This is a genomic window from Alitabrizicola rongguiensis (assembly GCF_021491355.1).
GTDB lineage: Bacteria > Pseudomonadota > Alphaproteobacteria > Rhodobacterales > Rhodobacteraceae > Aliitabrizicola > Aliitabrizicola rongguiensis.
Map to the genome: position 1 here is coordinate 1,029,740 of NZ_JAKENF010000002.1, position 23,604 is coordinate 1,053,343.

At 64.6% G+C, this 23,604-nt stretch carries 23 protein-coding genes; all 23 read left to right on the plus strand.

The annotated features are described in order from the left end of the window. Positions 1 to 44: 44 nt before the first annotated feature. Complete coding sequence (locus L0V05_RS10870) at positions 45 to 1,376, plus strand: sensor histidine kinase (RefSeq protein ID WP_234870324.1); 1,332 nt, start codon at positions 45 to 47, stop codon at positions 1,374 to 1,376. Beyond that, complete coding sequence (locus L0V05_RS10875) at positions 1,373 to 2,365, plus strand: NADH-quinone oxidoreductase subunit B family protein (RefSeq protein ID WP_234870326.1); 993 nt, start codon at positions 1,373 to 1,375, stop codon at positions 2,363 to 2,365. Before L0V05_RS10870 ends, L0V05_RS10875 begins: the two co-directional genes overlap by 4 nt. After that, entirely contained in the window at positions 2,362 to 3,789 is a 1,428-nt protein-coding gene (locus L0V05_RS10880; RefSeq protein WP_234870328.1) for a nickel-dependent hydrogenase large subunit, read from the plus strand. Before L0V05_RS10875 ends, L0V05_RS10880 begins: the two co-directional genes overlap by 4 nt. After that, on the plus strand, positions 3,789 to 6,017 hold the full coding sequence (gene hypF / locus L0V05_RS10885; RefSeq protein ID WP_234870329.1) for a carbamoyltransferase HypF: 2,229 nt from the start codon (positions 3,789 to 3,791) through the stop codon (positions 6,015 to 6,017). Before L0V05_RS10880 ends, hypF begins: the two co-directional genes overlap by 1 nt. A 202-nt stretch (positions 6,018 to 6,219) precedes the next feature. Next, positions 6,220 to 7,305 (plus strand): hydrogenase small subunit, encoded by a 1,086-nt coding sequence (locus L0V05_RS10890; RefSeq protein WP_234870331.1) that lies wholly within the window; start codon positions 6,220 to 6,222, stop codon positions 7,303 to 7,305. A gap of 3 nt (positions 7,306 to 7,308) precedes the next feature. After that, positions 7,309 to 9,102, plus strand: coding sequence for a nickel-dependent hydrogenase large subunit (locus L0V05_RS10895; RefSeq protein ID WP_234870333.1), 1,794 nt, complete (start codon positions 7,309 to 7,311; stop codon positions 9,100 to 9,102). 10 nt (positions 9,103 to 9,112) lie between these two features. Beyond that, positions 9,113 to 9,694, plus strand: a complete 582-nt coding sequence (locus L0V05_RS10900) for a HupE/UreJ family protein (protein ID WP_234870335.1) — start codon at positions 9,113 to 9,115, stop codon at positions 9,692 to 9,694. Positions 9,695 to 9,697: 3 nt separating this feature from the next. Further along, positions 9,698 to 10,477: a Ni/Fe-hydrogenase, b-type cytochrome subunit gene (cybH, locus tag L0V05_RS10905; protein WP_234870337.1), complete on the plus strand. Its 780-nt coding sequence runs from the start codon at positions 9,698 to 9,700 to the stop codon at positions 10,475 to 10,477. A 274-nt stretch (positions 10,478 to 10,751) separates the two neighbouring features. Next, entirely contained in the window at positions 10,752 to 11,360 is a 609-nt protein-coding gene (locus L0V05_RS10910; protein WP_234870338.1) for a HyaD/HybD family hydrogenase maturation endopeptidase, read from the plus strand. After that, positions 11,360 to 11,680 carry a HypC/HybG/HupF family hydrogenase formation chaperone gene (locus tag L0V05_RS10915; RefSeq protein ID WP_234870340.1) on the plus strand — a complete coding sequence of 107 codons (321 nt, stop codon included), beginning with the start codon at positions 11,360 to 11,362 and terminating at the stop codon, positions 11,678 to 11,680. Before L0V05_RS10910 ends, L0V05_RS10915 begins: the two co-directional genes overlap by 1 nt. Before the next feature lie 5 nt (positions 11,681 to 11,685). Beyond that, the gene (locus L0V05_RS10920; RefSeq protein ID WP_234870342.1) at positions 11,686 to 12,105 is read left to right on the plus strand and encodes a thioredoxin domain-containing protein; all 420 of its coding nucleotides are present in this window, start codon (positions 11,686 to 11,688) and stop codon (positions 12,103 to 12,105) included. A 7-nt stretch (positions 12,106 to 12,112) separates the two neighbouring features. Further along, positions 12,113 to 12,949 (plus strand): hydrogenase expression/formation protein, encoded by an 837-nt coding sequence (locus tag L0V05_RS10925; RefSeq protein WP_234870345.1) that lies wholly within the window; start codon positions 12,113 to 12,115, stop codon positions 12,947 to 12,949. Next, positions 12,946 to 13,713 carry a [NiFe]-hydrogenase assembly chaperone HybE gene (hybE, locus tag L0V05_RS10930; protein WP_234870347.1) on the plus strand — a complete coding sequence of 256 codons (768 nt, stop codon included), beginning with the start codon at positions 12,946 to 12,948 and terminating at the stop codon, positions 13,711 to 13,713. Before L0V05_RS10925 ends, hybE begins: the two co-directional genes overlap by 4 nt. Positions 13,714 to 13,716: 3 nt before the next feature. Further along, the gene (locus L0V05_RS10935) at positions 13,717 to 14,613 is read left to right on the plus strand and encodes a HupK protein (RefSeq protein WP_234870348.1); all 897 of its coding nucleotides are present in this window, start codon (positions 13,717 to 13,719) and stop codon (positions 14,611 to 14,613) included. Beyond that, positions 14,606 to 14,947, plus strand: a complete 342-nt coding sequence (gene hypA, locus L0V05_RS10940; RefSeq protein ID WP_234870350.1) for a hydrogenase maturation nickel metallochaperone HypA — start codon at positions 14,606 to 14,608, stop codon at positions 14,945 to 14,947. Before L0V05_RS10935 ends, hypA begins: the two co-directional genes overlap by 8 nt. Then, positions 14,947 to 15,822 carry a hydrogenase nickel incorporation protein HypB gene (gene hypB / locus L0V05_RS10945; protein ID WP_234870353.1) on the plus strand — a complete coding sequence of 292 codons (876 nt, stop codon included), beginning with the start codon at positions 14,947 to 14,949 and terminating at the stop codon, positions 15,820 to 15,822. The genes hypA and hypB overlap by 1 nt, the downstream gene beginning before the upstream one ends. Further along, the gene (locus tag L0V05_RS10950; protein WP_234870356.1) at positions 15,822 to 17,303 is read left to right on the plus strand and encodes a sigma-54-dependent transcriptional regulator; all 1,482 of its coding nucleotides are present in this window, start codon (positions 15,822 to 15,824) and stop codon (positions 17,301 to 17,303) included. The genes hypB and L0V05_RS10950 overlap by 1 nt, the downstream gene beginning before the upstream one ends. A gap of 4 nt (positions 17,304 to 17,307) precedes the next feature. Further along, positions 17,308 to 17,598 (plus strand): HypC/HybG/HupF family hydrogenase formation chaperone, encoded by a 291-nt coding sequence (locus L0V05_RS10955; protein WP_234870358.1) that lies wholly within the window; start codon positions 17,308 to 17,310, stop codon positions 17,596 to 17,598. Continuing rightward, complete coding sequence (gene hypD / locus L0V05_RS10960) at positions 17,595 to 18,734, plus strand: hydrogenase formation protein HypD (protein ID WP_234870360.1); 1,140 nt, start codon at positions 17,595 to 17,597, stop codon at positions 18,732 to 18,734. The genes L0V05_RS10955 and hypD overlap by 4 nt, the downstream gene beginning before the upstream one ends. Before the next feature lie 72 nt (positions 18,735 to 18,806). After that, complete coding sequence (gene hypE / locus L0V05_RS10965; protein WP_319937801.1) at positions 18,807 to 19,829, plus strand: hydrogenase expression/formation protein HypE; 1,023 nt, start codon at positions 18,807 to 18,809, stop codon at positions 19,827 to 19,829. 304 nt (positions 19,830 to 20,133) lie between these two features. Next, on the plus strand, positions 20,134 to 20,685 hold the full coding sequence (locus tag L0V05_RS10970; RefSeq protein WP_234870366.1) for a hypothetical protein: 552 nt from the start codon (positions 20,134 to 20,136) through the stop codon (positions 20,683 to 20,685). Beyond that, entirely contained in the window at positions 20,685 to 22,049 is a 1,365-nt protein-coding gene (locus tag L0V05_RS10975) for a GAF domain-containing protein (RefSeq protein ID WP_234870368.1), read from the plus strand. The genes L0V05_RS10970 and L0V05_RS10975 overlap by 1 nt, the downstream gene beginning before the upstream one ends. Positions 22,050 to 22,209: 160 nt before the next feature. Further along, positions 22,210 to 23,592: an FAD-binding oxidoreductase gene (locus L0V05_RS10980; protein ID WP_234870370.1), complete on the plus strand. Its 1,383-nt coding sequence runs from the start codon at positions 22,210 to 22,212 to the stop codon at positions 23,590 to 23,592. Positions 23,593 to 23,604: the final 12 nt, after the last annotated feature.

Below are 23,604 nucleotides of genomic sequence, written 5' to 3' on the forward strand. Positions count from 1 at the left end.
GCCGGCGGCGGAAGGGGCGTAGATTTCGGGACGAGGGAGCTACCATGCCCAGACCTTCGCCCGATTTCGTACCGGAGCGGCCCGAACTGTCGGATGCCGTATGGCTCGACGTGCTTTCGGCTGTCGACCGCACTTACGCCGATCTGGTCGACTATCAGGAGCGGCTGGAAAACCAGAACGCCGAACTCGAGGCGATGCGGCGGTTCCTGGGATCAATCCTCGCCTCGGCTTCGGATGTGCTGATCGTGACCAACCGGCAGGGACTGGTCGAGGAGATGAGCGCGTCGCTGGCCAACCTGACCGGCCGTCCTTTGGCAGCCCTGCAGGGCGGACCGGTCACCGGTCTGTTCGTAGCCCATCATGTCCCGGCGCTGGAGGCGGCGATCCAGACCGTCACGCGCGAGCGCAAGCCGGTGACGCTTGAGGTTGCATTGGCAACCGAGGCTGGGCCATCCGAGCTTGAAGTGTCGCTTGCCCCCCGTTTCGACGAGCGAGGGCGAGTTGCGGGACTTGTCCTGACGGGCCGGCCGGTGGGCGAATTGCGCAGAACCTATGCCGCGCTTGAACGAAGCCATGCCGAGCTCAAGGCGGCGCAGGCCCAACTGGTACGAAACGAGAAACTCGCCTCGCTTGGCCGGCTTCTGGCCGGCGTCGCGCATGAATTGAACAACCCGATCAGCTTTGTCTATGCCAACGCCCATGCGTTGGAGCGGTATTCCGGCAAATTCCAGACCTATTTCGACCGGGTACAAGCCGGTGCGACGCGCGAAGAACTCGTCCGCCTGCGAGAAGACCTGAAACTGGACCGTGAGGTGAAGAACCTCCGCGATGCGGTCCAGGGCGCGCGAGAAGGTGCGGAGCGGGTGCGCGATATCGTCGAAGATTTGCGGCGACTTTCGGCTGACGGCTCTGGAGAGTCGGAATCCTTCAACCTGACAGAAACGGCGAAGGTTGCGGCCAACTGGGTTCTGCGCGGGGCGCGCAGCGCCGTGCAGATCCGCTTTGACGGTCCTGATATCGTGATGGCGTTTGGCAGGCGAGGTCATATCCAGCAGGTGATCATGAACCTCGTGCAGAACGCCATCGACGCATTGGAAGGCCGGTCCGACGGGCAGGTTACCATCGGCGTGCAAGATGGCAGTGACCGCGTCGCGCTTTCGGTCCATGACAACGGTGCAGGCGTGCCGAAGGACGCCGAGAATGCGATCTTCGATCCGTTTTTCACCACCAAGATCGTCGGCAAGGGCACGGGGCTCGGCCTGTCGATCAGCCACAAGATCGTGGCGGAGCATGGTGGCGAACTCCGCCTTTTGCCGGTGGATCCCGACGGCGGGGCCACTTTCTGTTTCGATCTGCCAAAGGGGACTGCACCGTGAACCTACTCTGGCTGCAATCGGCCGGGTGCGGCGGCTGCACCATGTCGCTTCTGTGCGCCGAGGACCCGAATGTCTTCGACCTTTTGGACGGAGCCGGGATCAATGTCCTGTGGCATCCGGCCCTGTCGGTTGAAAGCGGTCAGGACGTGCTGCATCTGCTCGAGGCCCTCGAGCGCGGTGACATCCTCCTGGACATCCTCTGCGTCGAAGGATCGATCCTGCGCGGACCGAAGGGCACGGGGCGGTTCCAGATGCTGGGTGGCACCGGGCGGTCGATGCTCGACTGGGTCCGCAGCCTCGCGCCGCGTGCCGGTCATGTCGTTGCCGTGGGGACCTGTGCTGCCTTCGGAGGGATCACTTCGGCGGGGGGCAATCCGGCAGATGCCGTGGGCCTGCAATATGAAGGCTCGCATCGCGGCGGGGCACTGGCAGGTGATTTCACGACCCGCTCCGGATTGCCGGTCATCAATGTCGCGGGGTGCCCCACTCATCCGGACTGGGTGACCGAGACACTTTTGCTGCTGAAGGCCGGAAATCTTGACGCGGCCGCACTCGACGGCCTTGGCCGCCCGCGATTCTATGCCGACCATCTCGTCCACCACGCCTGCCCGAAGAACGAGTTCTACGAATACAAGGCCAGCGCCCGGCGCCTGTCACAGGCGGGCTGCCTGATGGAAAATCTCGGCTGTGTCGGCACGCAGGCCGTGGGCGACTGCAACATCCGCCCCTGGAATGGGGGCGGCAGTTGCACGCGCGGCGGGTACCCCTGCATTGCCTGCACCGCGCCCGAATTCGAGGAGCCGCGCCACCCTTTCACCGAAACGCCGAAGATCGCCGGAATCCCTGTCGGCCTTCCGTCAGACATGCCGAAAGCCTGGTTCATGGCGCTGGCCTCGCTTTCCAAGGCAGCGACGCCCGACCGCATCGCACGAAACGCGGTGGCAGACCGCATCGAGGTGCCACCCCGGCTGAGGACGCCGCGGCGATGAACCAATCGACGCTGCTTGTTGGCCCTTTCAACCGGGTGGAGGGCGATCTCGAAGTCAAGCTGACCATCGAGGATGACCGTGTCTCCGCAGCACATGTCAATGCCCCCTTGTTTCGCGGCTTCGAGCAGATGCTCCTCGGCAAGGACCCTCGCGATGCCTTGACCATTACGCCGCGCATCTGCGGGATCTGTTCGATCAGCCAATCGGCATCGGCAGCGCGAGCATTGGCGGCGGCGCAGGGCCTGACGCCGACGCCACAGGGCGATGCGATGGCGGCGCTGATCCATGCGGTCGAGAACGCCGCAGACCACCTGACGCATTTCCACCTTTTCTTCATGCCCGATTTCACCCGACCGGCCTATGCGGGACGTCCTTGGCACGATCGTGCCTTGGCGCGCTTCACGCCGATGCAGGGTTCTGCCCAAAGGTCGGCGGTCGAGGCGCGGGCGGACCTCATGCACATCCTTGGCCTGATGGCCGGCAAATGGCCGCATACGCTTGCGCTTCAACCGGGTGGCGTCACCCGCGCGCCCACAGCGCGCGACCGCGTGCGGATCATGGCAACTCTTGCGGCCTTCCGCCGTTATCTGGAAACGACGGTCTTCGGCGGACCGCTCGAAGCCTTCGCTGCACTCGCAGACATCGACGCCCTGCACGGCTGGGAGGCGGGAGATGCCGGTCTGTTCCTCCAGATCGCACGCGAAACCGGCCTCGCCGGGCTTGGCGTCGGGTCAGGGCGCTTCCTGAGTTTCGGCGCCTATCCCCTAGGCGCGACCCATGCCTTCCGGCAGGGGGTCTGGGACGGGGACTTGTCTCCGCTTGACCCGGCGCAGATTGCCGAGGACCTGAGTCATTCGTGGATGCTGGGCCCCACCGCTCATCCAGCGCAAGGCGAGACCCGGCCCGACGAAGACATGCGCGCCCCGGCCTATAGCTGGTGCAAGGCACCTCGCCTCGGCGGGCAGACGTTCGAGACCGGTGCACTGGCCCGTCAGGTGGTGGACGGCCATCCCCTTGCGCGGGATCTTGCACGGCAGGGCGGCGTGCTGGCCCGCGTCGCGGCGCGCCTTCTGGAACTGGCGCGGACGCAGGTGTTGATGGAAGACCTGGCGGCGACCATCGACCCCTCGGCGACTTTCATGCTGCAGGACGAAACCCCGGACGAGGGGTCGGGGGCGGGGCTGGTCGAAGCGGCCAGGGGGGCGCTTGGCCACTGGTTGCGGATCGAGCGGGGCCGGATCGCCTCTTATCAGATCGTTGCGCCGACGACCTGGAATTTCTCGCCGCGCGATGCCGGGGGCCAGCCCGGCCCGCTGGAGGCGGCGCTGGTCGGGGCCGAGGTGCGAGAGGGCGAGGATACTCCGATCTCGGTTCAGCATATCGTCCGCAGCTTCGATCCCTGCATGGTTTGCACGGTTCATTGATGCACGACCTGCGAATTCGGGTCCGCGGACAGGTGCAGGGCGTCGGCTTCCGCCCCTTCGTCTGGCAGATCGCGCGCGAGGCGGGGGCCGCCGGTGAGGTCCTCAACGATCCGGAAGGCGTCCTGATCCACATCCGCCTTGCCGTTCCGGACACCTTCCTTGCCGCTTTGAGGGATCGCGCGCCCCCGCTGGCCCGGATCGACGCGATCGAGATTTCCGAACACCAGTTCGATTTTCCACCACAGGATTTCCTGATTTCCGCCAGCCGGGGGCGCGGAAGCGAAACACGCGTAACGCCCGATGCCGCCACCTGCCCCTCCTGCGCGGCCGAAATCCGCGATCCGCTTGAGCGGCGCTTTGGCTATGCCTTCACCAACTGCACACATTGCGGCCCACGGTTCACGATCCTGACCGGTCTGCCATATGACCGAGGGCAAACGACGATGGCGCGCTTCCCGCTCTGCTCCGACTGTCGCGCAGAGTATGACGACCCGGCGGATCGGCGTTTCCACGCCCAACCAGTCGCCTGCCCTGCCTGCGGACCACGACTCTGGCTGGAAGAAGCCGGTGCGGAAATCCCGGGCAACCCGATCGACCTGGCTGTCAGCCGGCTCGAAGCTGGGCAAATCCTCGCCGTCAAAGGGCTGGGCGGGTTCCATCTTGCGTGCGACGCGCGATCCGGTGACGCGATCTCCGAACTGCGTCGCCGCAAAAGGAGACCGGCAAAGCCGCTGGCAGTGATGGCTACCCTGGAGATGATCGCTCGGCATTCCCGGCTTTCGCCGGCAGAAGTCTCACTGCTTTCCGACCCCGCTGCGCCGATTGTCCTGTTGACCAAAGCCGGGGAGCCGCTGCCCGATCGTCTTGCTCCGGGGCTTGGGGTGATCGGGTGGATGCTCCCCTATACGCCGTTGCACCATCTGTTGATCGATGCCTTCGGCGGGCCGCTGGTGATGACCTCCGGCAACCTTTCGGGCGAGCCGCAGGTGATCGGCAATGAGGAGGCGCGGCAGAAGCTTTCAGGCTTTGCCGACGCCTTCCTCATGCATGACCGCGACATTGCACGCCGACTGGACGACTCGGTCGAGAGGGTCTGCCCCTCGGGCCCGATGGTGCTGCGTCGAGGCCGTGGGCGGGTGCCCGGCACCCTGCCGCTGCCTGCCGGATTCGAGTCGACGCAACAGATTCTGGCCTTTGGCGGCCAGATGAAATCCGCCATTTGCCTGGTCAAGAACGGGCAGGCGATGCTGTCGCATCATCTTGGCGACCTTGACGACGCCCTCACCCAAGAAGAGTATGGCAAGGCTCTGGCCGATTGCGCCGCCCTGTTCGATCACGATCCCACAATCGGAGCCTGCGACCTGCATCCCGACTACGTCTCGACCCGCGAGGCTGAAAGGTCGGGGATGCCGCTGGTCAGGGTGCAGCATCACCATGCCCATCTGGCAAGCTGCCTCGGCGATGCGCTCTGGCCGATGAACGGCGGACCGGTGGCCGGGATCATCCTTGACGGGACGGGCTATGGCAGTGATGGCACCGTCTGGGGTGGCGAGGTTCTGCTCGGCGACTACCGCGGCTTCGAACGGATCGCCCATCTTCGACCGGCGCCCCTTCCCGGTGGCGATGCGGCAAATGTCGAGCCTTGGCGGAATGCCGTCATGCGGCTGGACCAGGCAGGTCTTGCGGACTGGGGAGGAGAGATCTTTCCGTCGAGATCCCTTGAAACGATCCGGGCTGCGGCTGCGGCCGGGTTCAACGCGCCCCTCTCTTCGTCCGCTGGCCGGCTGTTCGATGCGGTGGCCGCGCTGCTCGGTCTCTACCCCGATCGGCAGTCCTACGAGGGCGAGGCGGCCATGCGGCTGGAAGCGATGGCCGACGAAGCCGCACCGCCCCTGCCCTTCGGCGCGGAGTTGGGCGTCATCGAACCGGCTCCGATGATCGCAGCTGTGTTTCACGGGCTCCGCGACGGCGTGCCGCCTGAAAGGTTAGCGGGCGGGTTCCAGTCCGGGCTCGCCTGCGCCTTCGCGGGTGTGGCGCGAGAAGCTGTCGTTTCGGGGCGGGCAAGGGCAGTCGCCCTGTCGGGCGGCTGCTTCCAGAATCCGGTCCTGCTTGGCGCCGTCCTAGCCGAGCTGAAAGGCATTTCGGTGCTCGTGCATGCCCGCGTTCCGGCGAATGACGGCGGGCTTGCATTTGGACAGGCGCTGATCGCGGCAGCGGAAAGCAACTGACCAGTGCGTTGAGCACTTTGACAACTCAGCTATCGCCACACGCAGACAAATCGCCACGCCACGCCAAACAAACCCCTGACATAAAAGCCAAAACGTTCGCACATCACTGCGTTCAGGTTCCGGTTTGATTGGCCGGCGTCCCCTTGCATCCTCTTGCATACCGAGGTGCCGGCATGTCCGGCGCGACCCAGGGAGGAGAGCCTTGTCCCAGATCGAAACCTTCTACGACGTGATGCGTCGGCAGGGGATCACCCGCCGCAGCTTCATGAAATACTGTTCGCTGACCGCCGCCGCCCTGGGCCTTGGCCCGGCCTATGTACCGAAGATCGCCGAGGCGATGGAAACCAAACCTCGGACGCCGGTCATCTGGGTCCATGGCCTGGAATGCACCTGCTGCTCGGAAAGCTTCATCCGTTCGGCGCATCCGCTGGCAAAGGACGTCGTCCTGTCGATGATCAGCCTCGATTACGACGACACGCTGATGGCAGCAGCAGGTCATCAGGCCGAGGCGGCCCTGATGGACACTATCGAGAAGTACAAGGGCAACTACATCCTCGCGGTCGAAGGCAACCCGCCGCTGAACGAAGACGGGATGTACTGCATCGTCGGCGGCAAACCCTTCGTCGAGCAGCTGAAGATGGCGGCAGAACACGCCAAGGCGATCATCAGCTGGGGCGCCTGCGCCTCGTACGGCTGTGTGCAGGCTGCTAGCCCCAACCCGACCCGCGCCACGCCGGTGCACAAGGTCATCCTCGACAAGCCAATCATCAAGGTGCCCGGTTGCCCGCCCATCGCCGAGGTTATGACCGGCGTCATCACCTACATGCTGACCTTTGACCGGCTGCCCGAGCTTGACCGCCAGGGCCGGCCGCTGATGTTCTACAGCCAGCGCATCCACGACAAATGCTATCGGCGCCCGCATTTCGACGCAGGGCAGTTCGTCGAGCATTGGGACGACGAGAACGCGCGCAAGGGCTATTGCCTCTACAAGATGGGCTGCAAGGGCCCGACCACCTATAACGCCTGCTCGACTGTGCGCTGGAACGACGGCGTCTCCTTCCCGATCCAGTCTGGCCACGGTTGCATCGGCTGCTCCGAGGACGGGTTCTGGGATCAGGGCGGGTTCTACAACCGCCTGACGACCATCAAGCAGTTCGGGATCGAGGAAAATGCCGACCAGATCGGCATGGCCTCTGCCGGCGTGGTGGCGGCCGGGGTTGCGGTCCATGCCGCCGTCTCGGCGCTGAAGCGAGCGCAGAAGAAATCGCAGGACAAGGTGGAGGACTGAGCCATGACTATCAACACGCCGAACGGCTTCACCCTCGACAATACCGGCAAGCGTATCGTGGTCGATCCGGTCTGCCGGATCGAAGGGCATATGCGCTGCGAAGTTAACGTCGACGACCAGGGCGTGATCCGCAACGCGGTCTCGACCGGCACGATGTGGCGCGGGCTGGAAGTGATCCTAAAGGGTCGTGATCCACGAGATGCCTGGGCCTTCACCGAGCGCATATGCGGGGTCTGCACCGGGACGCATGCGCTGACCAGCGTCCGCGCGGTCGAGGATGCGCTAGGTATCACGATCCCGGACAACGCCAACTCGATCCGCAATATCATGCAGCTGAACCTGCAGATCCACGATCACATCGTGCACTTCTACCACCTGCACGCACTGGACTGGGTGAACCCGGTCAACGCGCTGAAAGCGGATCCAAAGGCGACGAGCGAGTTGCAGCAGATGGTCGGGCCGAACCACCCGCTCTCCTCGCCCGGCTACTTCCGCGACGTGCAGAACCGGCTGAAGAAATTCGTCGAGTCCGGCCAGCTTGGCCTGTTCAAGAACGGCTACTGGGACAACCCAGCCTATCTTCTGCCGCCGGAAGCCGACCTGATGGCCACGACCCACTATCTCGAGGCGCTAGACCTTCAGAAAGAGGTCGTGAAGATCCACACGATCTTTGGCGGCAAGAACCCGCATCCGAACTGGCTGGTCGGCGGCGTACCCTGCCCGATCAATGTCGATGGCGTGGGGGCGGTAGGCGCGATCAACATGGAACGGCTGAACTATGTCAGCCGGATCATTGACCAGTGCACCGAATTCGTGGCCAACGTCTATATTCCGGACGTCATCGCGATCGGCGGTTTCTACAAGGGCTGGCTCTATGGCGGCGGGCTGTCAGGCAAGTCTGTGCTTGCCTATGGCGACATCCCCGAGAATGCCAACGACTTTTCGGCCGACCAACTGCACCTGCCGCGCGGCGCGATCATCAACGGCAACCTCAACGAGGTCCATGACGTCGATCCGCGCGACCCCGAGCAGATCCAGGAGTTCGTCGACCACAGCTGGTACACCTATGGCGAGCCGGGCAAGGGCCTGCATCCCTGGGATGGCGTGACCGAGCCGAAATACGAACTCGGGCCGAATGCGAAGGGCACACGCACCAACATCGAGGAGTTGGACGAGGCCGCCAAATACAGCTGGATCAAGGCGCCGCGCTGGAAAGGCAATGCGATGGAAGTGGGTCCGCTCGCCCGCTACGTCGTCGGCTATGCGAAGGGGCACGAGGACATCAAGAACCAGGTCGACGGATTGCTCCGCGCGCTTGATGTCCCGGTCAATGCGCTGTTCTCGACCCTTGGCCGGACTGCGGCCCGGGCGCTCGAGGCAGAGTACTGCACCCGGCTGCAGAAGCACTTCTTCGACAAGATGATGACCAACATCAAGAACGGCGACTCCAACACCGCGAACGTGGCGAAATGGGATCCCTCGACCTGGCCGAAAGAGGCCAAGGGCGTAGGCATGACCGAAGCGCCGCGTGGTGCGCTTGGGCACTGGGTCAAGATAAAGGACGGGCGGATCGAGAACTACCAGTGCGTGGTTCCCACGACCTGGAACGGCTCGCCGCGCGATTCTGCCGGAAATATAGGCGCTTTCGAGGCCAGCCTGATGAATACGCCCATGGCTCGCCCCGAGGAGCCCGTCGAGATCCTGCGCACGCTTCACAGTTTCGACCCCTGTCTGGCATGTTCCACGCATGTCATGTCACCCGACGGGTCCGAGCTGACCCGCGTCAAAGTCCGCTGAGGAGGCCCCGATGAAGAAACTCGCACTGACCGCTGCCCTGTCGCTGGTCGCCGGCCCTGCCCTTGCGCATACCGGCCACGGCGATGCGCAAGGCTTCCTTCACGGCTTCCTGCATCCGCTAACAGGCGCAGACCACCTGCTGGCCATGCTCGCGGTCGGCCTCTGGTCGGGCTTCGTGCTGCCGAACCGGTTCTGGGCCGGAGCTGCGACCTTCCTCGCAGCAATGGCGGCCGGCGCCGGCATGTCCTGGGCGGGCATCGGCTTTCCGGCCGTCGAGACGATGATCCTCGGTTCGTTGATCCTGTTCGGGATGCTGGTCCTAGCCGCGCGGCCGGGCCAGTCGCGCTGGATCACGCTCGCGTCGCTCGGCATGACCGCTCTGTTCGCCTCGGCCCATGGCTTCGCCCATGCCAGCGAGGCGACGGGCTCGGTCGCGACCTATCTGGCGGGCTTCCTGGCCTCGACGCTTGCGATCCATCTCGTCGGGATCGGCATCGCCCGCAGAGTGGCGGACCGCAGCATTGCGCGCATTGCGCAGGGTGCGCTTGGGCTGGTCATCGCCGGCAGCGGCTTGTTGATGATGGCGGGGTAGACCATGAGCGACGCAACCATCCATACTCCGAACCCCCAAGCGCCCCAGCCTATGGAAGCGGCGCGTCTGACGGGGGATGCCACAGCCGAGGATATCGAAAGCATCCGCAAGCGAACCTCGGTCTATGTCTATGAAGCGCCGGTGCGGCTGTGGCACTGGATCAATGCGGCAGCGATCCTGGTTCTGATCGTGACGGGCTACTTCATCGGAAGCCCTCCGCCGACGATGATGATCGGCGAGGCCTATCAGCAGTTCGTCTTCGGCTATATCCGCTTCGCCCATTTCGCGGCGGCGCAAGTTCTAACTGTCGGCTTCTTCTTCCGCATCTACTGGGCCTTCGTGGGCAATCACCATGCCAAGCAGATGTTTTACCTGCCGATCTTCAACCGTCGCTGGTGGTCAGAGGTCTTCTTCGAACTCCGCTGGTACCTGTTCCTTGAAAAGGAGCCGAAGAAGTATGTCGGGCACAATCCGCTTGCCCAGACTGCGATGTTTTTCTTCATTACGCTTGGGCTGAACTTCATGTTGGCAACCGGGTGGGCGCTCTATGCAGAGGGGGCGGGCCAAGGCAGCTTGCCGGACATGGCCATGGGCTGGCTGCTTGCTCTCGTCGGAAACAGCCAGCGGCTCCACACTTTGCATCACCTCGGGATGTGGGCGATCGTCGTCTTCATGATCATCCATATCTATGCCGCGATCCGCGAAGACATCATGAGCCGCCAGTCTATCGTCTCGACGATGATCTCGGGGCATCGGACCTTCAAGGACGACCGGGTAGAGTAGGCGTCGAGTCGACCCGGTCAGAGCTGCGGGCGGGCTTCGGTCCGCCCGTTTTGACTTTGGAAGCCATGCATCCAATCTGTGCAGATTTTTGGAAACAACTCTTCCACTCTCATTGATCCTCGCATCCTAAATTTCTCTCATTTCCAAAGACTTACCAATAGATACTGAATTCTACAGGCCTTCCACAATCTCGCTCACCAAGCCAAGCTGCCAAGTTTATATTCAGTGCAATGGCACTGCTGCAAAGCTGCTGGCCAGTCAGGGAGGGGAACCTGTGGCAGATCGCATCCTGATCCTCGGGATCGGCAATGTCCTTTGGGCAGATGAGGGCTTTGGCGTCCGCTGCGTCGAGGCGATGGCAGAAACCTATGCTCTGCCGGCCAATGTCCGTCTGCTCGATGGAGGAACGCAGGGGCTGTATCTTCTGCCCTTCCTGGAAGAAGCCGACGCGCTGATGGTCTTCGATGCGGTCGACTACGGCCTTGCCCCCGGGACGCTGAAGATTGTCGAGGGCGACGAGGTTCCCGCCTTCATGGGGGCCAAGAAGATGAGCCTGCATCAGACCGGGTTCCAGGACGTGATCGCCACGGCGCAGCTTCTCGATGTCTGCCCAAAGCGACTGATGCTGATCGGCTGTCAGCCGGTCGAACTTGAGGACTATGGCGGCGGTTTGCGGCCACAGACGGCGGCCTGCATCCCAGAGGCACTTGAAATCGCGCGGCAGAAGCTTGCGGCGTGGGGAAGCCCGGTCGAGCCCGGGCGCACCTCGGCGCCCGATCTTGCCGACGCGTCGATCCGCCGCGACGCCTATGAATCCGGTCGCCCATCAGAGAAAGACGCCTGCCGCATCGGCGACGACCGCTTCCTGCCGGGTGCCCGCTGATGTGCCTGGGCATCCCCTATCGCATATTGTCGGTCGACGGCATTTCGGCCTTGGCCAGCGACGACCGCGAGACCCGGCTGATCGACATCAGCCTGGTCGAGCCTGTCGTCCCCGGCGACTGGGTGCTGTGCTTTCTCGATGCCGCCCGCTCGGTGATTGATGCGCATGAGGCAGGACGGATCCGCGACGCGCTGGATGGGCTTGCCGCCGTGATGGCCGGGGGGGACGCTGCGGACGCCTTCGCTGATCTCGAGGCACGTGGCCCGATCCTTCCCCCTCATCTCCAGGCCGCACTCGATGCCGGCCAAATCCAAGGGTGAACCCGATGCACGACCATTCCGCCGACTTCGCCATGCCCGACGCCGCCGCATCGCGCGGCCCGCACCCGCTGGTGATGCGGCTGGAAACCGAGATGGGATGGCCGCGCCTTGCCAGTTTGTCCGATGTGGCCGAGTTCACCGGTCGGCCTGGCGCACATTGCCTGTTCGTGCCGGGCGACGCGAACCGCAACCTCGAGACGGCGGATGCGGCGGTCATCCTGCCCGAGTTACGCATCGCCTTTCAGAACGGCTTTGACTGCGCATTGGTCGATGATGTGATCGAGGCGCAGGTGCGCGAGGCCGCCCGCGCGCTGCGCACCCCCGGATTCCTGTTCTTCCGCGAGGGCCGCTACCTGGGCGCGATCGAGAAGGTCCGCGACTGGGACGACTACCTTGCCCGCACCACCCACATCCTTGGCCAGTGAGGCACCCATGGTCTCGAATTTCCAGCTTCCCCCGATCGGCTTCGGCCCTGGCTCGCAGCTACAGGATGAGGATGACGAACTGAACTATCTTGCGATGCCCTCTGGCATGCGCACCTACAGCCCGCATCTGCCCGAGCCGGAACTGGCCCGTGCGGCCGCACCTGCACTAGGTCTTCTGGCTCAGATCGCCGAAGCCTGCGACCGCGTCGCCAAGACTGGCAGGCCTGCGGCCTTCGATCTGGCACAGCTGCCGGACCCCTCGCGCAAGCTGATTGCCGAAACCATGGGACAGGGCGAAGTGTCGCTGAAGGTTCGCGGGGTCCCGGCGCTCGCGGTTCAGGAAAGCGTCTTCGCAGGGGTCTGGATGCTGGCAGGCAGTGGCGTCGACCGGGTCGAAGTGTCAGGCGTTCCCTCGGTGGCGCTGGCTCGGGCACATCTGCCTCACCGCCCTGCCCTGGGCGCTCGAGCGGTCCGGACCCCGGGGGTCGTGAACGCGCCTGCACTCTATTCCGAGCTCTCCGACAAGTCGCAGTCCTACCAGCCCGGGCTGGCGACCCATGCCGTCAACCTGACCCTTCTGCCGCATACCGCCGAGGATCTGGCCTGGCTGGACGAGGCACTCGGCGAAGGTGCGGTGACCGTCCTGTCGCGCGGCTATGGAAACTGCCGCATCACCGCAACCGCGCTGCCGCATGTCTGGCGGGTGCAGTACTACAACTCCATGGATGTGCTGATCCTCGATACGTTCGAGGTCACGACCATACCCGAGGTGGTTCTGGCCGCGAGCGAGGATCTGGTCGATTCAGCGGCTCGCATCCGCGAAGTGGTGGAGGCCCTGAGATGAGCTTCGAAGGCTCGTATCTGGGGGCGAATGACAGGATCAGCCCCCTTGCCATCATGGAATGCAAGGTGTGCTGGACGACCTATGACCCGGCCGAAGGCGACAGCTTCCGCCAAATCATGCCCGGCACCGCCTTTGCCGACCTGCCCGAAGATTGGTCCTGCCCGCATTGCGGCACGCCCAAGACCCAATTCATGGTCCGTGAAGACCCGGGCAGCGCCGAGGCAGCGGAGGCGGCCATGATTGCAGGCGCGACAGCCGCGCTCGAAGCCGATTTCCGCGAGATCTGGTCGTCGAAGATGCGCGGTCTGCCGATGGTCAACACCGCGCTGCATGTCGAGGCGATCGCGTTCCGGCCGCATGACGGCAACTGGCTGGGGGTGCTCATCGCGCCCTGGTTCATGAACCTCGTCCTTCTACCGGGCCCGGATCAGGACTGGTCCGCGCTTACGCCCGGCGAAAAAGAGGTGCTGGTCTTCCCCTCGGGCGAATACGAATTCCTCCATAACCACCGAGACCTGACGGGACCCTACAAGGCCTGCTCCCTGTTCTCGCCGATGGCGGACTTCTCCAGCCACATGCAGGCACAGGACGTGGCGCGCGCAGTGATGGTCGCGCTGTTCGACCCGGGCAATCGTGCCGAGACCGACCGCGCCGCCGAGATCCGCGCGGTGCGAGAGGCCGAGCTTGCCCCGCCACCCGAGCCCGAGATTGCGGTGGCACCGTCACGCAGGGCGTTGCTCACCGGCGGCCTGTCCGAGGGTTGAGCGATGGAGGCCGGGCTGACCCTTGTCCTGCAGGAGCACGGGGTGGAAATCCGCCGCGGCGCCCCCTTGCCAGTCGAGGCGTTGATGCTTGGTCGTCCGGTGGAAGAGGCGCTTGAACTCTTGCCCCGGCTCTTCAACCTCTGTGGAACCGCGCAAAGCCTGGCCTTTCGTCTTTCCCTGGCCTTGCCAGTTACACAGGCGCCAAGCCTGCAGCGCGAAATTCTGCGTGACCACGTGGCCAAGCTGTGCCTCAGCTGGCCGACGCTTCTGGGCCTGCCGCCGCTACGGCTGCCTCGCGGTTGGGATGCAGGAGGCGAGGCCGCATGTCAGCTGCTGCTCGGTCAGGCAACCTGCCCCACGGACATGACGGGATTGTCCGACTGGATGGCGCGGGGCCAAGGCGTGGCCCCGGTCATCCGCTCGATCGCCGCAGAACTTGGGGAGGTGCGCATGTCACCCCATCTGGCCTTCACCACGCCAGAGACTGCCATGGCGAAGACCGCCCAGGAAAACAGCGTCGCCGCCCGGCGCGCCACCGATCCGATGGTCCTTGCTGCCGAAGTCCGTTGGGGCCGGGGGCCGGTCTGGCATGCCGTGGCTCGTCTTGCCGATGCGCTGGCCGTGGCTAGGGGCGATCTGCCGGCTCCGGTGCGCTTGGCGGACGGAACGGCGGTTGTTCCGGCGGCGCGCGGCGGTTACGCACTGCGGGCGAAATCGGCGGCGGGCCGGATCACGGCCTTCGAGCGCCGCGCGCCGACGGACCATCTCGTTGCCACTGGTGGCTCTCTGGAAGGTCTTCTTGCAGCCATGGGCAAATTGGCCGCTTCGCAGGTCCGGCTGCTATCGGACATCCTCGACCCCTGCGTTACAGTGCTGGTGCAGGAGGGCAGCCATGCATGAGATGTCGCTAGCCGAAGGTATCCGCGAGATAATCGAGGATCAGGCGCGCCGTCATTCCTTTGCCCGGGTTCGCCATCTCCGGCTGGAAATCGGTCGCTTCGCCGGGGTCGAGAAAGAAGCGCTGGCCTTCGCCTTCGACGTCGTGATGCGCGGCAGTCCGGCCGAGGGAGCGACGCTTGAAATGATCGACCTGCCGGGCCGCGCGCTGTGCTACGACTGCGGTGAGACGGTAGAACTGGCCGACCGGCTGGACCCCTGCCCGAACTGCGGCAGTGGCAAACTGATGCCGCAGGGGGGGGACGAGATGCGGATCAAGGACATGGAGGTGGTGTGATGTGCACGGTCTGCGGATGTTCGGGAACGGTGAAGATCGGCGATCTTGAACTGACCCACGAGGAGGCGCACCGGCTGGGACTCCCTCATGGCCACGACCATGAGCACAGGCATGATGCGCATGACCACGACCACCCCCGCTTGTCCGGCGGAACGATCCATTTCGGGCTTGGCGTGGCTGGAACCTCGGTGCCGGGGATGGAGCAGTCGCGGCTGATCGAGATCGAGACAGGCATCCTGTCAAAGAACGATGCGGTCGCCGGCGCCAACCGCCGCGTCTTGCGGGCGCTTGGCGCCTATGCGGTCAACCTTGTTTCCTCGCCCGGCTCGGGCAAGACGACGCTTTTGTGCGAGACGATCCGCCATCTTGGTGCCCATCCGCTTACGGTCATCGAGGGCGACCAGCAGACATCGAACGACGCGGACCGCATCCGCGCAACCGGGGCCGAGGCGGTGCAGGTGAATACTGGCAAGGGTTGCCATCTGGACGCCGAGATGGTCGCGCGTGCGATGGACGCGCTGCCGCTGGCGCCGGGCAGCTTTCTTTTCATCGAGAATGTCGGCAACCTGGTCTGCCCCGCCGCCTTCGACCTTGGCGAGGATGCAAAGGTCGCGATCCTGTCTGTGACGGAGGGCGAGGACAAGCCGCTCAAATATCCCGACATGTTCACAGCCGCCCGCGTCGCACTGGTGAACAAGACCGATCTCGCCCCCTATTGCGGGACCGATCTCGACCTGATCGAGGCCAATCTCCGTCGGGTCAATCCCACAATCGAGGTTATCCGTCTCTCGGCCCGCACCGGCGAGGGGATGGAGCACTGGCTGCGCTGGCTCAAGGGCCGGCTGGCCGAAAAAACGCTTCGGAAGGCCGGGTGATGTCTGCCACGCGCGCCACAATTCTCGTGGTCGATGACGAGCCCCATTCGCTGACCTCGATGCGTATGGCGCTTGAGGATGAATTCGACATACGTACGGCTGGCGACGCCGAAACGGCGCTGCGGGTGCTGGACGAAGATTGGGTGCAGGTCATCTTCTGCGACCAGCGGATGCCGGGCCGCACCGGAGTCGAGTTCCTGACCGAGGTGCGCGAGCGCTGGCCCGAGACGGTGCGGATCGTCATTACAGGCTATACCGATGCGGGCGCGATGGTTGCGGCCATCAATGAGGCAGGCATCTACCAGTTCATCACCAAGCCCTGGCATCCCGACCAGTTGCTGATGGCGGCTCGCAATGCCACACGGCTATTCCAGCTGTCGCGCGAGAATGACCGCATGGCGCTGGAGATGCGGGTGCTGACCGCGACCGCCGAAAGCCGGGTCGAAAAGCGCCGCCGGGCCTTGCGCGAGGGGCTTGGCTTCGAAACGATCCTGCGCGCGCCGAATTCGCCCATGAACGCGGTCGTCCAGGCCGCGCGGCAATTCGCCAGCTTCGATGTGCCGGTCCTGCTGATTGGCGAGCCCGGCACCGGAAAGGCGGCGCTGGCCCGCGCGATGCACTATGGCTCGCTCAGGTCGGACCGGCCGTTCCATTCCTTTTCGCTGTCAGGTTTGCCTGATGATCTGGCGATGATCGAGCTGTTCGGGGCGAAGCGTGGCATTTTGCCCGGTGGATCGAACAAGATCGGCCTGGTCCAGAAGGCCGAACGCGGCACGCTCTACCTGGGCGGGATCGACAGCGCCTCGCCGGCACTGCAGGTGGCGCTGCTGCGGCTTCTGATCGAGGGGGCGTTTTCGCCCGCGGGCGGGCAAGAGATCATCGGCTCCAATCTTCGGCTGATAGCCGGTTCAGATCGCGACCTGCGGGCCCTGGTGGCCGAAGGGCGCTTCCGCGCCGACCTCTACTATGCGCTTTCGGTGACTGAGCTGGAGCTGCCGCCGCTGCGCGGGCGCCCCGGCGACATCGCATTGCACGCGCAGGCGGTGCTGATGGACATGGCATCCCGCCATGGCAAGCCCGTGCACGGCTTCGAGGCGGCGGCGCTGGAATTCCTTGAGAACTACGACTGGCCCGGAAACCTGAGGGAGCTTTCCAACGAGGTCACGCGCATGCTGATCTTTGGCCAAGGCCCGCTCTTGGGGGCTGAACTGATCTCGCGGGCGATCTTGCAGGCCCCGCCTGGAGACAGCGGCGCCGATCGCTCGGCCGAAGCGGCGATGACCGGCGCGGGAAGCCTCAAGGACCGGATCGAACTGGTCGAGATGCGTATCCTGCGTGAGACCCTGGCCCGCCACCGCTGGAACAAGAGTCGCGCGGCGGCCGAGATGGGCCTGAGCCGCGTCGGCCTGCGGGCCAAGCTTGACCGCTACGGCATCCTGCAGCCGGGGCGGACCACGGCCGACGAAGACGAGGAGGATTGAAGAAATGTGCCTTGGCATTCCGGGCCGGATCGTGGCCATCACCGACGAAGCGAGGCAACTGGCGCTGGCGGAGATCTCGGGCGTCCGGCGAGAAGTGAATGTCGCCTGTATCGCGGAGGGGCCACTCGACGATCTCGTCGGAGAATGGGCCCTGATCCATGTCGGCTTTGCCATGAGCCGCATCGACCCGGACGAAGCCGAGCGCACCCTGCAGGCGCTGCGTGATCTGGGCGAGGCACAGGAAGCGCTTGACGCGATGGCCGAGGGCCAGAGGGCACTGGAGGCAGCGAAATGAAGTTTGCCAGCGAGTTCCGCGACCCGGCCCTGGCCAAGGCTCTGCTCGCCCGCATCTCCGATGTGGCCGACCGGATCGGCGCCACGCGGGAAAAACCTGTCCACATCATGGAGATCTGCGGCGGGCATACGCACTCGATCTTCCGATACGGTCTCGACAAGCTGATCCATCCCGGCGTCGAGTTCATCCACGGGCCGGGCTGTCCGGTTTGCGTGCTGCCGATGTCGCGGGTCGATGAATGCGTCGAGATCGCGATGCGGCCGGAGGTGATCTTCACCACCTTTGGCGACGCCATGCGGGTGCCCGGCCACAGGATGAGCCTGATGCAGGCCAAGGCGGGAGGAGCCGACATCCGCATGGTCTATTCGCCACTCGACGCGCTGGAACTCGCCCGCCGCAACCCTGACCGTGAGGTGGTCTTCTTCGGCCTCGGATTCGAGACGACGACACCTTCGACCGCACTCAGCATCCAGCAAGCGGCGCGAGAGAGGCTGACCAACTTCACCGTCTTCTGCAACCACATCACCGTGCCCGAACCGATCAAGGCGCTGCTCGACGATCCTGACATGATGCTCGACGGCTTCATCGGGCCGGGCCATGTCAGCATGGTGATTGGGACCCGACCCTACGACTTCATCGCGCGGGACTATGGCAAGCCGATCGTGGTGGCCGGGTTCGAGCCGACCGATCTGCTGCAATCGGTCCTGATGGTGTTGACCCAGATCGCGGAGGGGCGTGCGGCAGTCGAGAACCAGTATGCCCGGGTTGTGCCAGAGGATGGAAACCCGGTCAGTCTGGCCGCCATCGCCGACGTCTACGAACGCCGCCCCTCCTTCGAGTGGCGGGGCCTAGGCGAGATCGACGCAAGCGGGCTGCGCATCCGCCCGAAATACCGCCCCTTCGACGCCGAGGAAAAGTTCGGGATCGGCTACGCGGTCGGACGCAAGGCGGTCGATGAGCCGGAGGGCTGCGCCTGCGGAGCGGTGATGACCGGACGGATCAAACCGACCGCCTGCCCGCAATTCGGCAAGGGCTGCACCCCCGACATGCCCCTTGGCGCGTTGATGGTGTCGTCTGAAGGGGCCTGTGCCGCCTACTGGCAATATGGTGGGTCGCGCGGGCTGGCGGCTGAATGAGGGGGCGCTGCCCCTCTCCGCCTGAAGGCGGCTCACCCCCGAGACATTTATGAGCAGAAGATGGAGGCAGCCTTGGCGCTGAGAGACCGGATCGTGACCCTTGCCCATGGCGGCGGCGGTCGTGCGATGCGCGACCTGATCGAGACCGTCTTCACGCCGGTTTTCGAACCGCCTGGGATGGAGGATCAGGCGCGGCTGATGGATGCCGCCCTGCAAGAACCAGGGGCGCGGCTCGCCTTTACAACCGACAGTTTCGTGGTGACGCCGGTCGAGTTCCCTGGTGGCGACATCGGCACGCTCGCGGTCTGCGGCACGATCAATGACCTCGCGGTTGGCGGGGCACGGCCCCTGTGGCTGTCGGCGGCCTTCATCATCGAGGAAGGCTGCGAGGTCGAACTGCTCGAGCGGGTCGTGGCCTCGATGCAGCGCGAAGCAGCGGCGGCGGGTGTGCGGATCGTGACGGGCGATACCAAGGTCGTCGGGCGCGGGGCGGCGGACCGGCTCTTTGTCACCACCTCAGGGGTGGGCGTGATCCCCCCCGGGCGCGAGCTTTCGGCGGCTCGGGTGCAGCCGGGCCACGTGGCGATCGTGAACGGGGTACTCGGGGATCACGGCGCGACGATTCTTGCGGCGCGGGGTGACCTCGCGCTGTCGACGGATCTGAGGAGCGACTGCGCCGCGCTCGGGCATCTGATGGAAGCAGTCCTCGCGGTCGCGCCGGGAACGTCCTGTGCGCGGGACGCGACAAGAGGCGGGCTCGCCTCGGCCCTGAACGAGATCGCCGCGGCGGCTGGTGTGGGAGTGGTGGTCGAGGAAGACGCCCTGCCTCTGCGCGACGAGGTCCGCGGGATGTGCGAGATCCTTGGCCTCGACCCGCTCTATCTGGCCAACGAGGGCACGCTGGTGGCCTTTGTGCCAGAGTCGGAAGCAGATGCGGCCTTGGCCGCCATGCGGAGCCGTGCCGAAGGCCGCAACGCGGTCGTCGTCGGGCGGGCAGTGCAGGCGCATCCGGGGCAGGTGCGCATGGCGACGTCTTTTGGCGGAATGCGGGTCGTCGACATGCTCGTCGGAGAGCAATTGCCGCGGATCTGCTGAGGTGGGCGCCTGCAACCCGTCACTTGCGGGGATCGTTCGGCCGTAGAAGAGTACGGGCATCGCCGAGGGCGACAAAATGGAACTGCGGCAGCCAATCGAAGATCACCGGGCGATTGGCCGCGACGCCCGTCGATCATCGTTTTTGCGGCCTCCATCCAGTGGCAAGGCGCGGCTGACCGCTGGTCGCGGAAGACCCTAAGGACGGCACATCGAACCGGGCAGAGTTTGGCAGCGTCCGTCAGAGGGATGGATCGGAACCCGAGCGGACTGTATGGTCGGACCTGTTCCCTCCACGAGACCGAGCATGCCGACGTATCAGTCTCCAGCTTCTCCTCAGGATGAGGCCCGCCTTCGGCAGCGGAGCGCCCATGCATTCGGCCCAGAGAACCCGCTGACGGAAGAACTCGTCACCTTCCTGCAAAGCGGGATCAGCATTCTCATCGGCACGGTCGAGCCCAACGGCGTTCCCTTGCCACGCCTGGCCCATGGCTGCCGCGTAACCGACATTGGGACGGTGCGGGTTATTCTCTGCCGCCGTGCAGCTGCCCGGACGATCGAAGCGATCGATGCCGGCCAGCCCGTTGCCGCGACCTTCTCGCGGCCCGAGGATCATCGTTCGATCCAACTCAAGGCCCGATCGGCCCGTGTGGTCTCCGTCGAGCAGGAGGATGTGAAAGCCACCGCGCGCCAATCCGGCCATTTCGCCGATGTTCTGGCCGAGTTCATCTTCGCACGGGAGTTTGCCGAAGCCTATGTCGGCTACTGGCCAGAGCTTCTTGGGGTGATCGAATTCACCCCTGATCAGGCGTTCGTCCAGACGCCTGGCCCAGGTGCAGGAGCTGCGCTGAGCGAATGATGGCAGCCACCCCCATTTCGCTCGCCCCGCTGCGCAGGTCCTTGGAAGGGATCGTCGCAGCGGTGCTTGCCACGCGGGATAGAGCCGGGACTCCGAATATCTCGATGATCTCGCAGGTGCATTATGTCGACGACCAGCATGTTGCGCTGTCCTACCAGTTCTTCAACAAGACCCGGCGCAACCTGCTCGAGACGCGGCTCGCCTCGGTCGAGGTGGCAGATCCGCTGACCAATGCCACGCACCGGCTGACGCTCGAATACCTCGAGACCCAAAGCGCGGGCCCGGTCTTCGAAGAGATGCGCGCCAAGCTGGCAGGCATCGCGTCGCATACCGGGATGGCGGGCGTCTTTCGGTTGCTGGGCGCCGACATCTTCCGGGTGACGGACATCGAAGCGGTGCCCAGCCACCTTTTGCCCGAGCCGACGAACCCGCGCGACCCGCTGAAGGCCCTACGCCTGTCTTCTGCTCGCTTGCGATCCTGCAGCGATCTGACAGCCCTGTTCGATGCCACCGTCGACTGCCTGACCGGCCAGTTCGGCGTTGAGCATTGCATGATCCTGATGCTGGACCCGGACGCGGAGCGGTTCTTCACCTTGGTGTCGCGCGGCTATGCCGCATCGGGCATCGGATCCGAAATCCTTCTCGGCGAGGGCATCATCGGTGTTGCGGCCCGCGAGCGCGTGCCCATCCGCATCAACCACATGACCGCCGACTACCGCTACGGCGCCGCGATCCGCGAGTCTGTCATTGGGTCTGGCATCGAATGGCAGGCGGCGACCGAGATTCCCTTCCCGGGGCTCGACTCTCCCTCCAGCCAGCTCGCGATCCCGATCATGGTGCAGGACAAGGTCTTTGGCGTCCTTTTCGTGGAAAGCGAGCAGCCGATGCGCTTCTGGCACGATGACGAAGACGCGATGGCCGTCCTTGCCGATGTGCTTGGCGCGTGCATCAGTTCGCTGTCCGATTGCGAGGTAGACATCCCAGAGGTCGAGACAGAGCGCGCACCGCCTCCCATCGCGCGGTCGGTCACTGTGCGGCATTTCACTCGCGACGACAGCGTCTTTCTGGATCATGACTATCTGATCAAGGGCGTCGCCGGCGCGATCCTGTGGCTGCTGCTGCGCCAACATGCGACGACTGGTCGAACCGAGTTTACCACACGGGAGCTGAGGCTGGATTCAACACTTCGCCTTCCGCAGCATTCCGAGAACCTTGATGCCAGGCTTGTCCTGCTGCGCAATCGGCTGAATGAAAGGTCTGCGCCAATCCGACTCGAAAAGAGCGGACGCGGCAAACTGAGGCTCTGCGTGGCCGGTGGGGTGACCCTGGAATCCGTAGGTGCCGAAACGCCTTTGAGCGTTTAGCAAAAACTTAGCAATCTTTGCAGGAACACTTAGCAGGCGTCCGATCACGTGCCGGACTAAGCAATCTCCTGTCGAAAACGCACAGAACCGGCTGACGCCAACGAGGATAGGGAATGCCCTTTCCCGGCAAGTCCGGTTTGTGCCCAGTGAGGAGAGAGACATGAACATCGACGCTTTCAGGGCGGCCGTGAAGGGTGCCGTCATAACTGCAGACGAGCCAGACTTTGGCGCCGCCGCGGACGCCGTCCTTTGGAATGGCCGCAAGCAGGCGGCGGCGCCACGACTGATCGTGAAAGCCGCCTGTGTGCCCGACGTCATTCACGCAATCAGGTTCGCGGCCGAGCATGAGTTGCGTGTTTCGCCCCGTGGGGGCGGCCACAACTTCTCGGGAATCGCAGCACAGCGCGCGCTGGTGCTTGACCTGTCGGGATTGAACCACGTTTGGATCGACAGCGAGGCACGCATCGCCGAGGTCGGCCCGGCTGTGACAAATGGCGAACTGGCCAGCCAACTCGGGGCAAGAGGGCTTGCATTCCCCGTTGGGCATTGCGCGACGGTGCCGATGTCGGGCTATCTTCTGGGCGGCGGGATCGGCTGGAATTCGGGTGCCTGGGGCTTTGGTTTTGCCAATGTCGACAGCATCGACGTAGTGCTGGCCGACGGTGCGCTGCGCCGCGTCAGCGAGACCGAAGACCCCGAGATCTTCTGGGCGGCGCGCGGCGGTGGTCCGGAATTCTTCGGCGTCGTCGTCGGCTACAGGCTGCGGCTCAAGGCGCTGCCTCGCGCGATGACGACGGTCGTAAGGGTCTACCCGCTCGCGCATGTGCCGCAGATTCTTGCCTGGAAACAGGCAATGATGGAGGTGCTGCCGAACCATGTCGAGTTCACCACGGCAATGACCAGCGCACCTGGATCTGACGGGGCAGTGAAGGTAGCGCTCGCGATTGCCACGGTATTCGCCGACGAACCGGAAGAAGCCACGGCGATTCACGCGAAGATTGCAGCTTCCGCGCCGGAGGGTGCTTTGGTGGTCGAGCCGGAACTGGCAACGCCCTTCGCCGTACTTTACGATATCATCGGACGCTTCTTCCCGGTCGGGCACCGCTACGCGGTCGATTCCTCTTGGTCTGACGATCGGGCGGCAGACTATGTCGCCGGTTTGGCGGAAGGGATCGTGTCGGCGCCCTCGGCGGAGACTTTTGCGCTTGCAGTGGTGATGCCGCCCAACCGTCCGGTTCCGCCCGACGCTGCCTTCTCGAAGCACGGCGCGGTTTGGGGCTGCATATACACGGTCTGGGAGAAGTCCGAGGATGACGCAGCGAACCTGGGCTGGCTGCGCAGCACTGCCGACAAACTCGAGCCCTCGGTGACTGGCCATTATGTCGGCGAGGCCGATCTGGAACGGCCGGAACGGCGCAATGGTTGCCATTCGCCTGCGGCACTCGGGCGTCTGCGAGCGCTACAGGCGATCTACGATCCGAAGGGCATGTTCCTTCGCCCCCTACCCGACACGCGGAACACATCCTTGCCCATCGCAGCTTGAACGAAAGGGAAC

Coding starts and splice junctions, on each gene's coding strand:
- L0V05_RS10870 (WP_234870324.1), top strand. CDS start 45: ATGCCCAGACCTTCGCCCGATTTCGTACCGGAGCGGCCCGAACTGTCG.
- hybE (WP_234870347.1), top strand. CDS start 12,946: ATGAGCTTCGAAGGCTCGTATCTGGGGGCGAATGACAGGATCAGCCCC.
- L0V05_RS10915 (WP_234870340.1), top strand. CDS start 11,360: ATGTGCCTGGGCATCCCCTATCGCATATTGTCGGTCGACGGCATTTCG.
- L0V05_RS10895 (WP_234870333.1), top strand. CDS start 7,309: ATGACTATCAACACGCCGAACGGCTTCACCCTCGACAATACCGGCAAG.
- L0V05_RS10980 (WP_234870370.1), top strand. CDS start 22,210: ATGAACATCGACGCTTTCAGGGCGGCCGTGAAGGGTGCCGTCATAACT.
- cybH (WP_234870337.1), top strand. CDS start 9,698: ATGAGCGACGCAACCATCCATACTCCGAACCCCCAAGCGCCCCAGCCT.
- L0V05_RS10955 (WP_234870358.1), top strand. CDS start 17,308: ATGTGCCTTGGCATTCCGGGCCGGATCGTGGCCATCACCGACGAAGCG.
- hypB (WP_234870353.1), top strand. CDS start 14,947: ATGTGCACGGTCTGCGGATGTTCGGGAACGGTGAAGATCGGCGATCTT.
- L0V05_RS10880 (WP_234870328.1), top strand. CDS start 2,362: ATGAACCAATCGACGCTGCTTGTTGGCCCTTTCAACCGGGTGGAGGGC.
- hypD (WP_234870360.1), top strand. CDS start 17,595: ATGAAGTTTGCCAGCGAGTTCCGCGACCCGGCCCTGGCCAAGGCTCTG.
- hypF (WP_234870329.1), top strand. CDS start 3,789: ATGCACGACCTGCGAATTCGGGTCCGCGGACAGGTGCAGGGCGTCGGC.
- hypA (WP_234870350.1), top strand. CDS start 14,606: ATGCATGAGATGTCGCTAGCCGAAGGTATCCGCGAGATAATCGAGGAT.
- L0V05_RS10975 (WP_234870368.1), top strand. CDS start 20,685: ATGGCAGCCACCCCCATTTCGCTCGCCCCGCTGCGCAGGTCCTTGGAA.
- L0V05_RS10950 (WP_234870356.1), top strand. CDS start 15,822: ATGTCTGCCACGCGCGCCACAATTCTCGTGGTCGATGACGAGCCCCAT.
- L0V05_RS10970 (WP_234870366.1), top strand. CDS start 20,134: ATGCCGACGTATCAGTCTCCAGCTTCTCCTCAGGATGAGGCCCGCCTT.
- L0V05_RS10925 (WP_234870345.1), top strand. CDS start 12,113: ATGGTCTCGAATTTCCAGCTTCCCCCGATCGGCTTCGGCCCTGGCTCG.
- L0V05_RS10935 (WP_234870348.1), top strand. CDS start 13,717: ATGGAGGCCGGGCTGACCCTTGTCCTGCAGGAGCACGGGGTGGAAATC.
- L0V05_RS10900 (WP_234870335.1), top strand. CDS start 9,113: ATGAAGAAACTCGCACTGACCGCTGCCCTGTCGCTGGTCGCCGGCCCT.
- L0V05_RS10920 (WP_234870342.1), top strand. CDS start 11,686: ATGCACGACCATTCCGCCGACTTCGCCATGCCCGACGCCGCCGCATCG.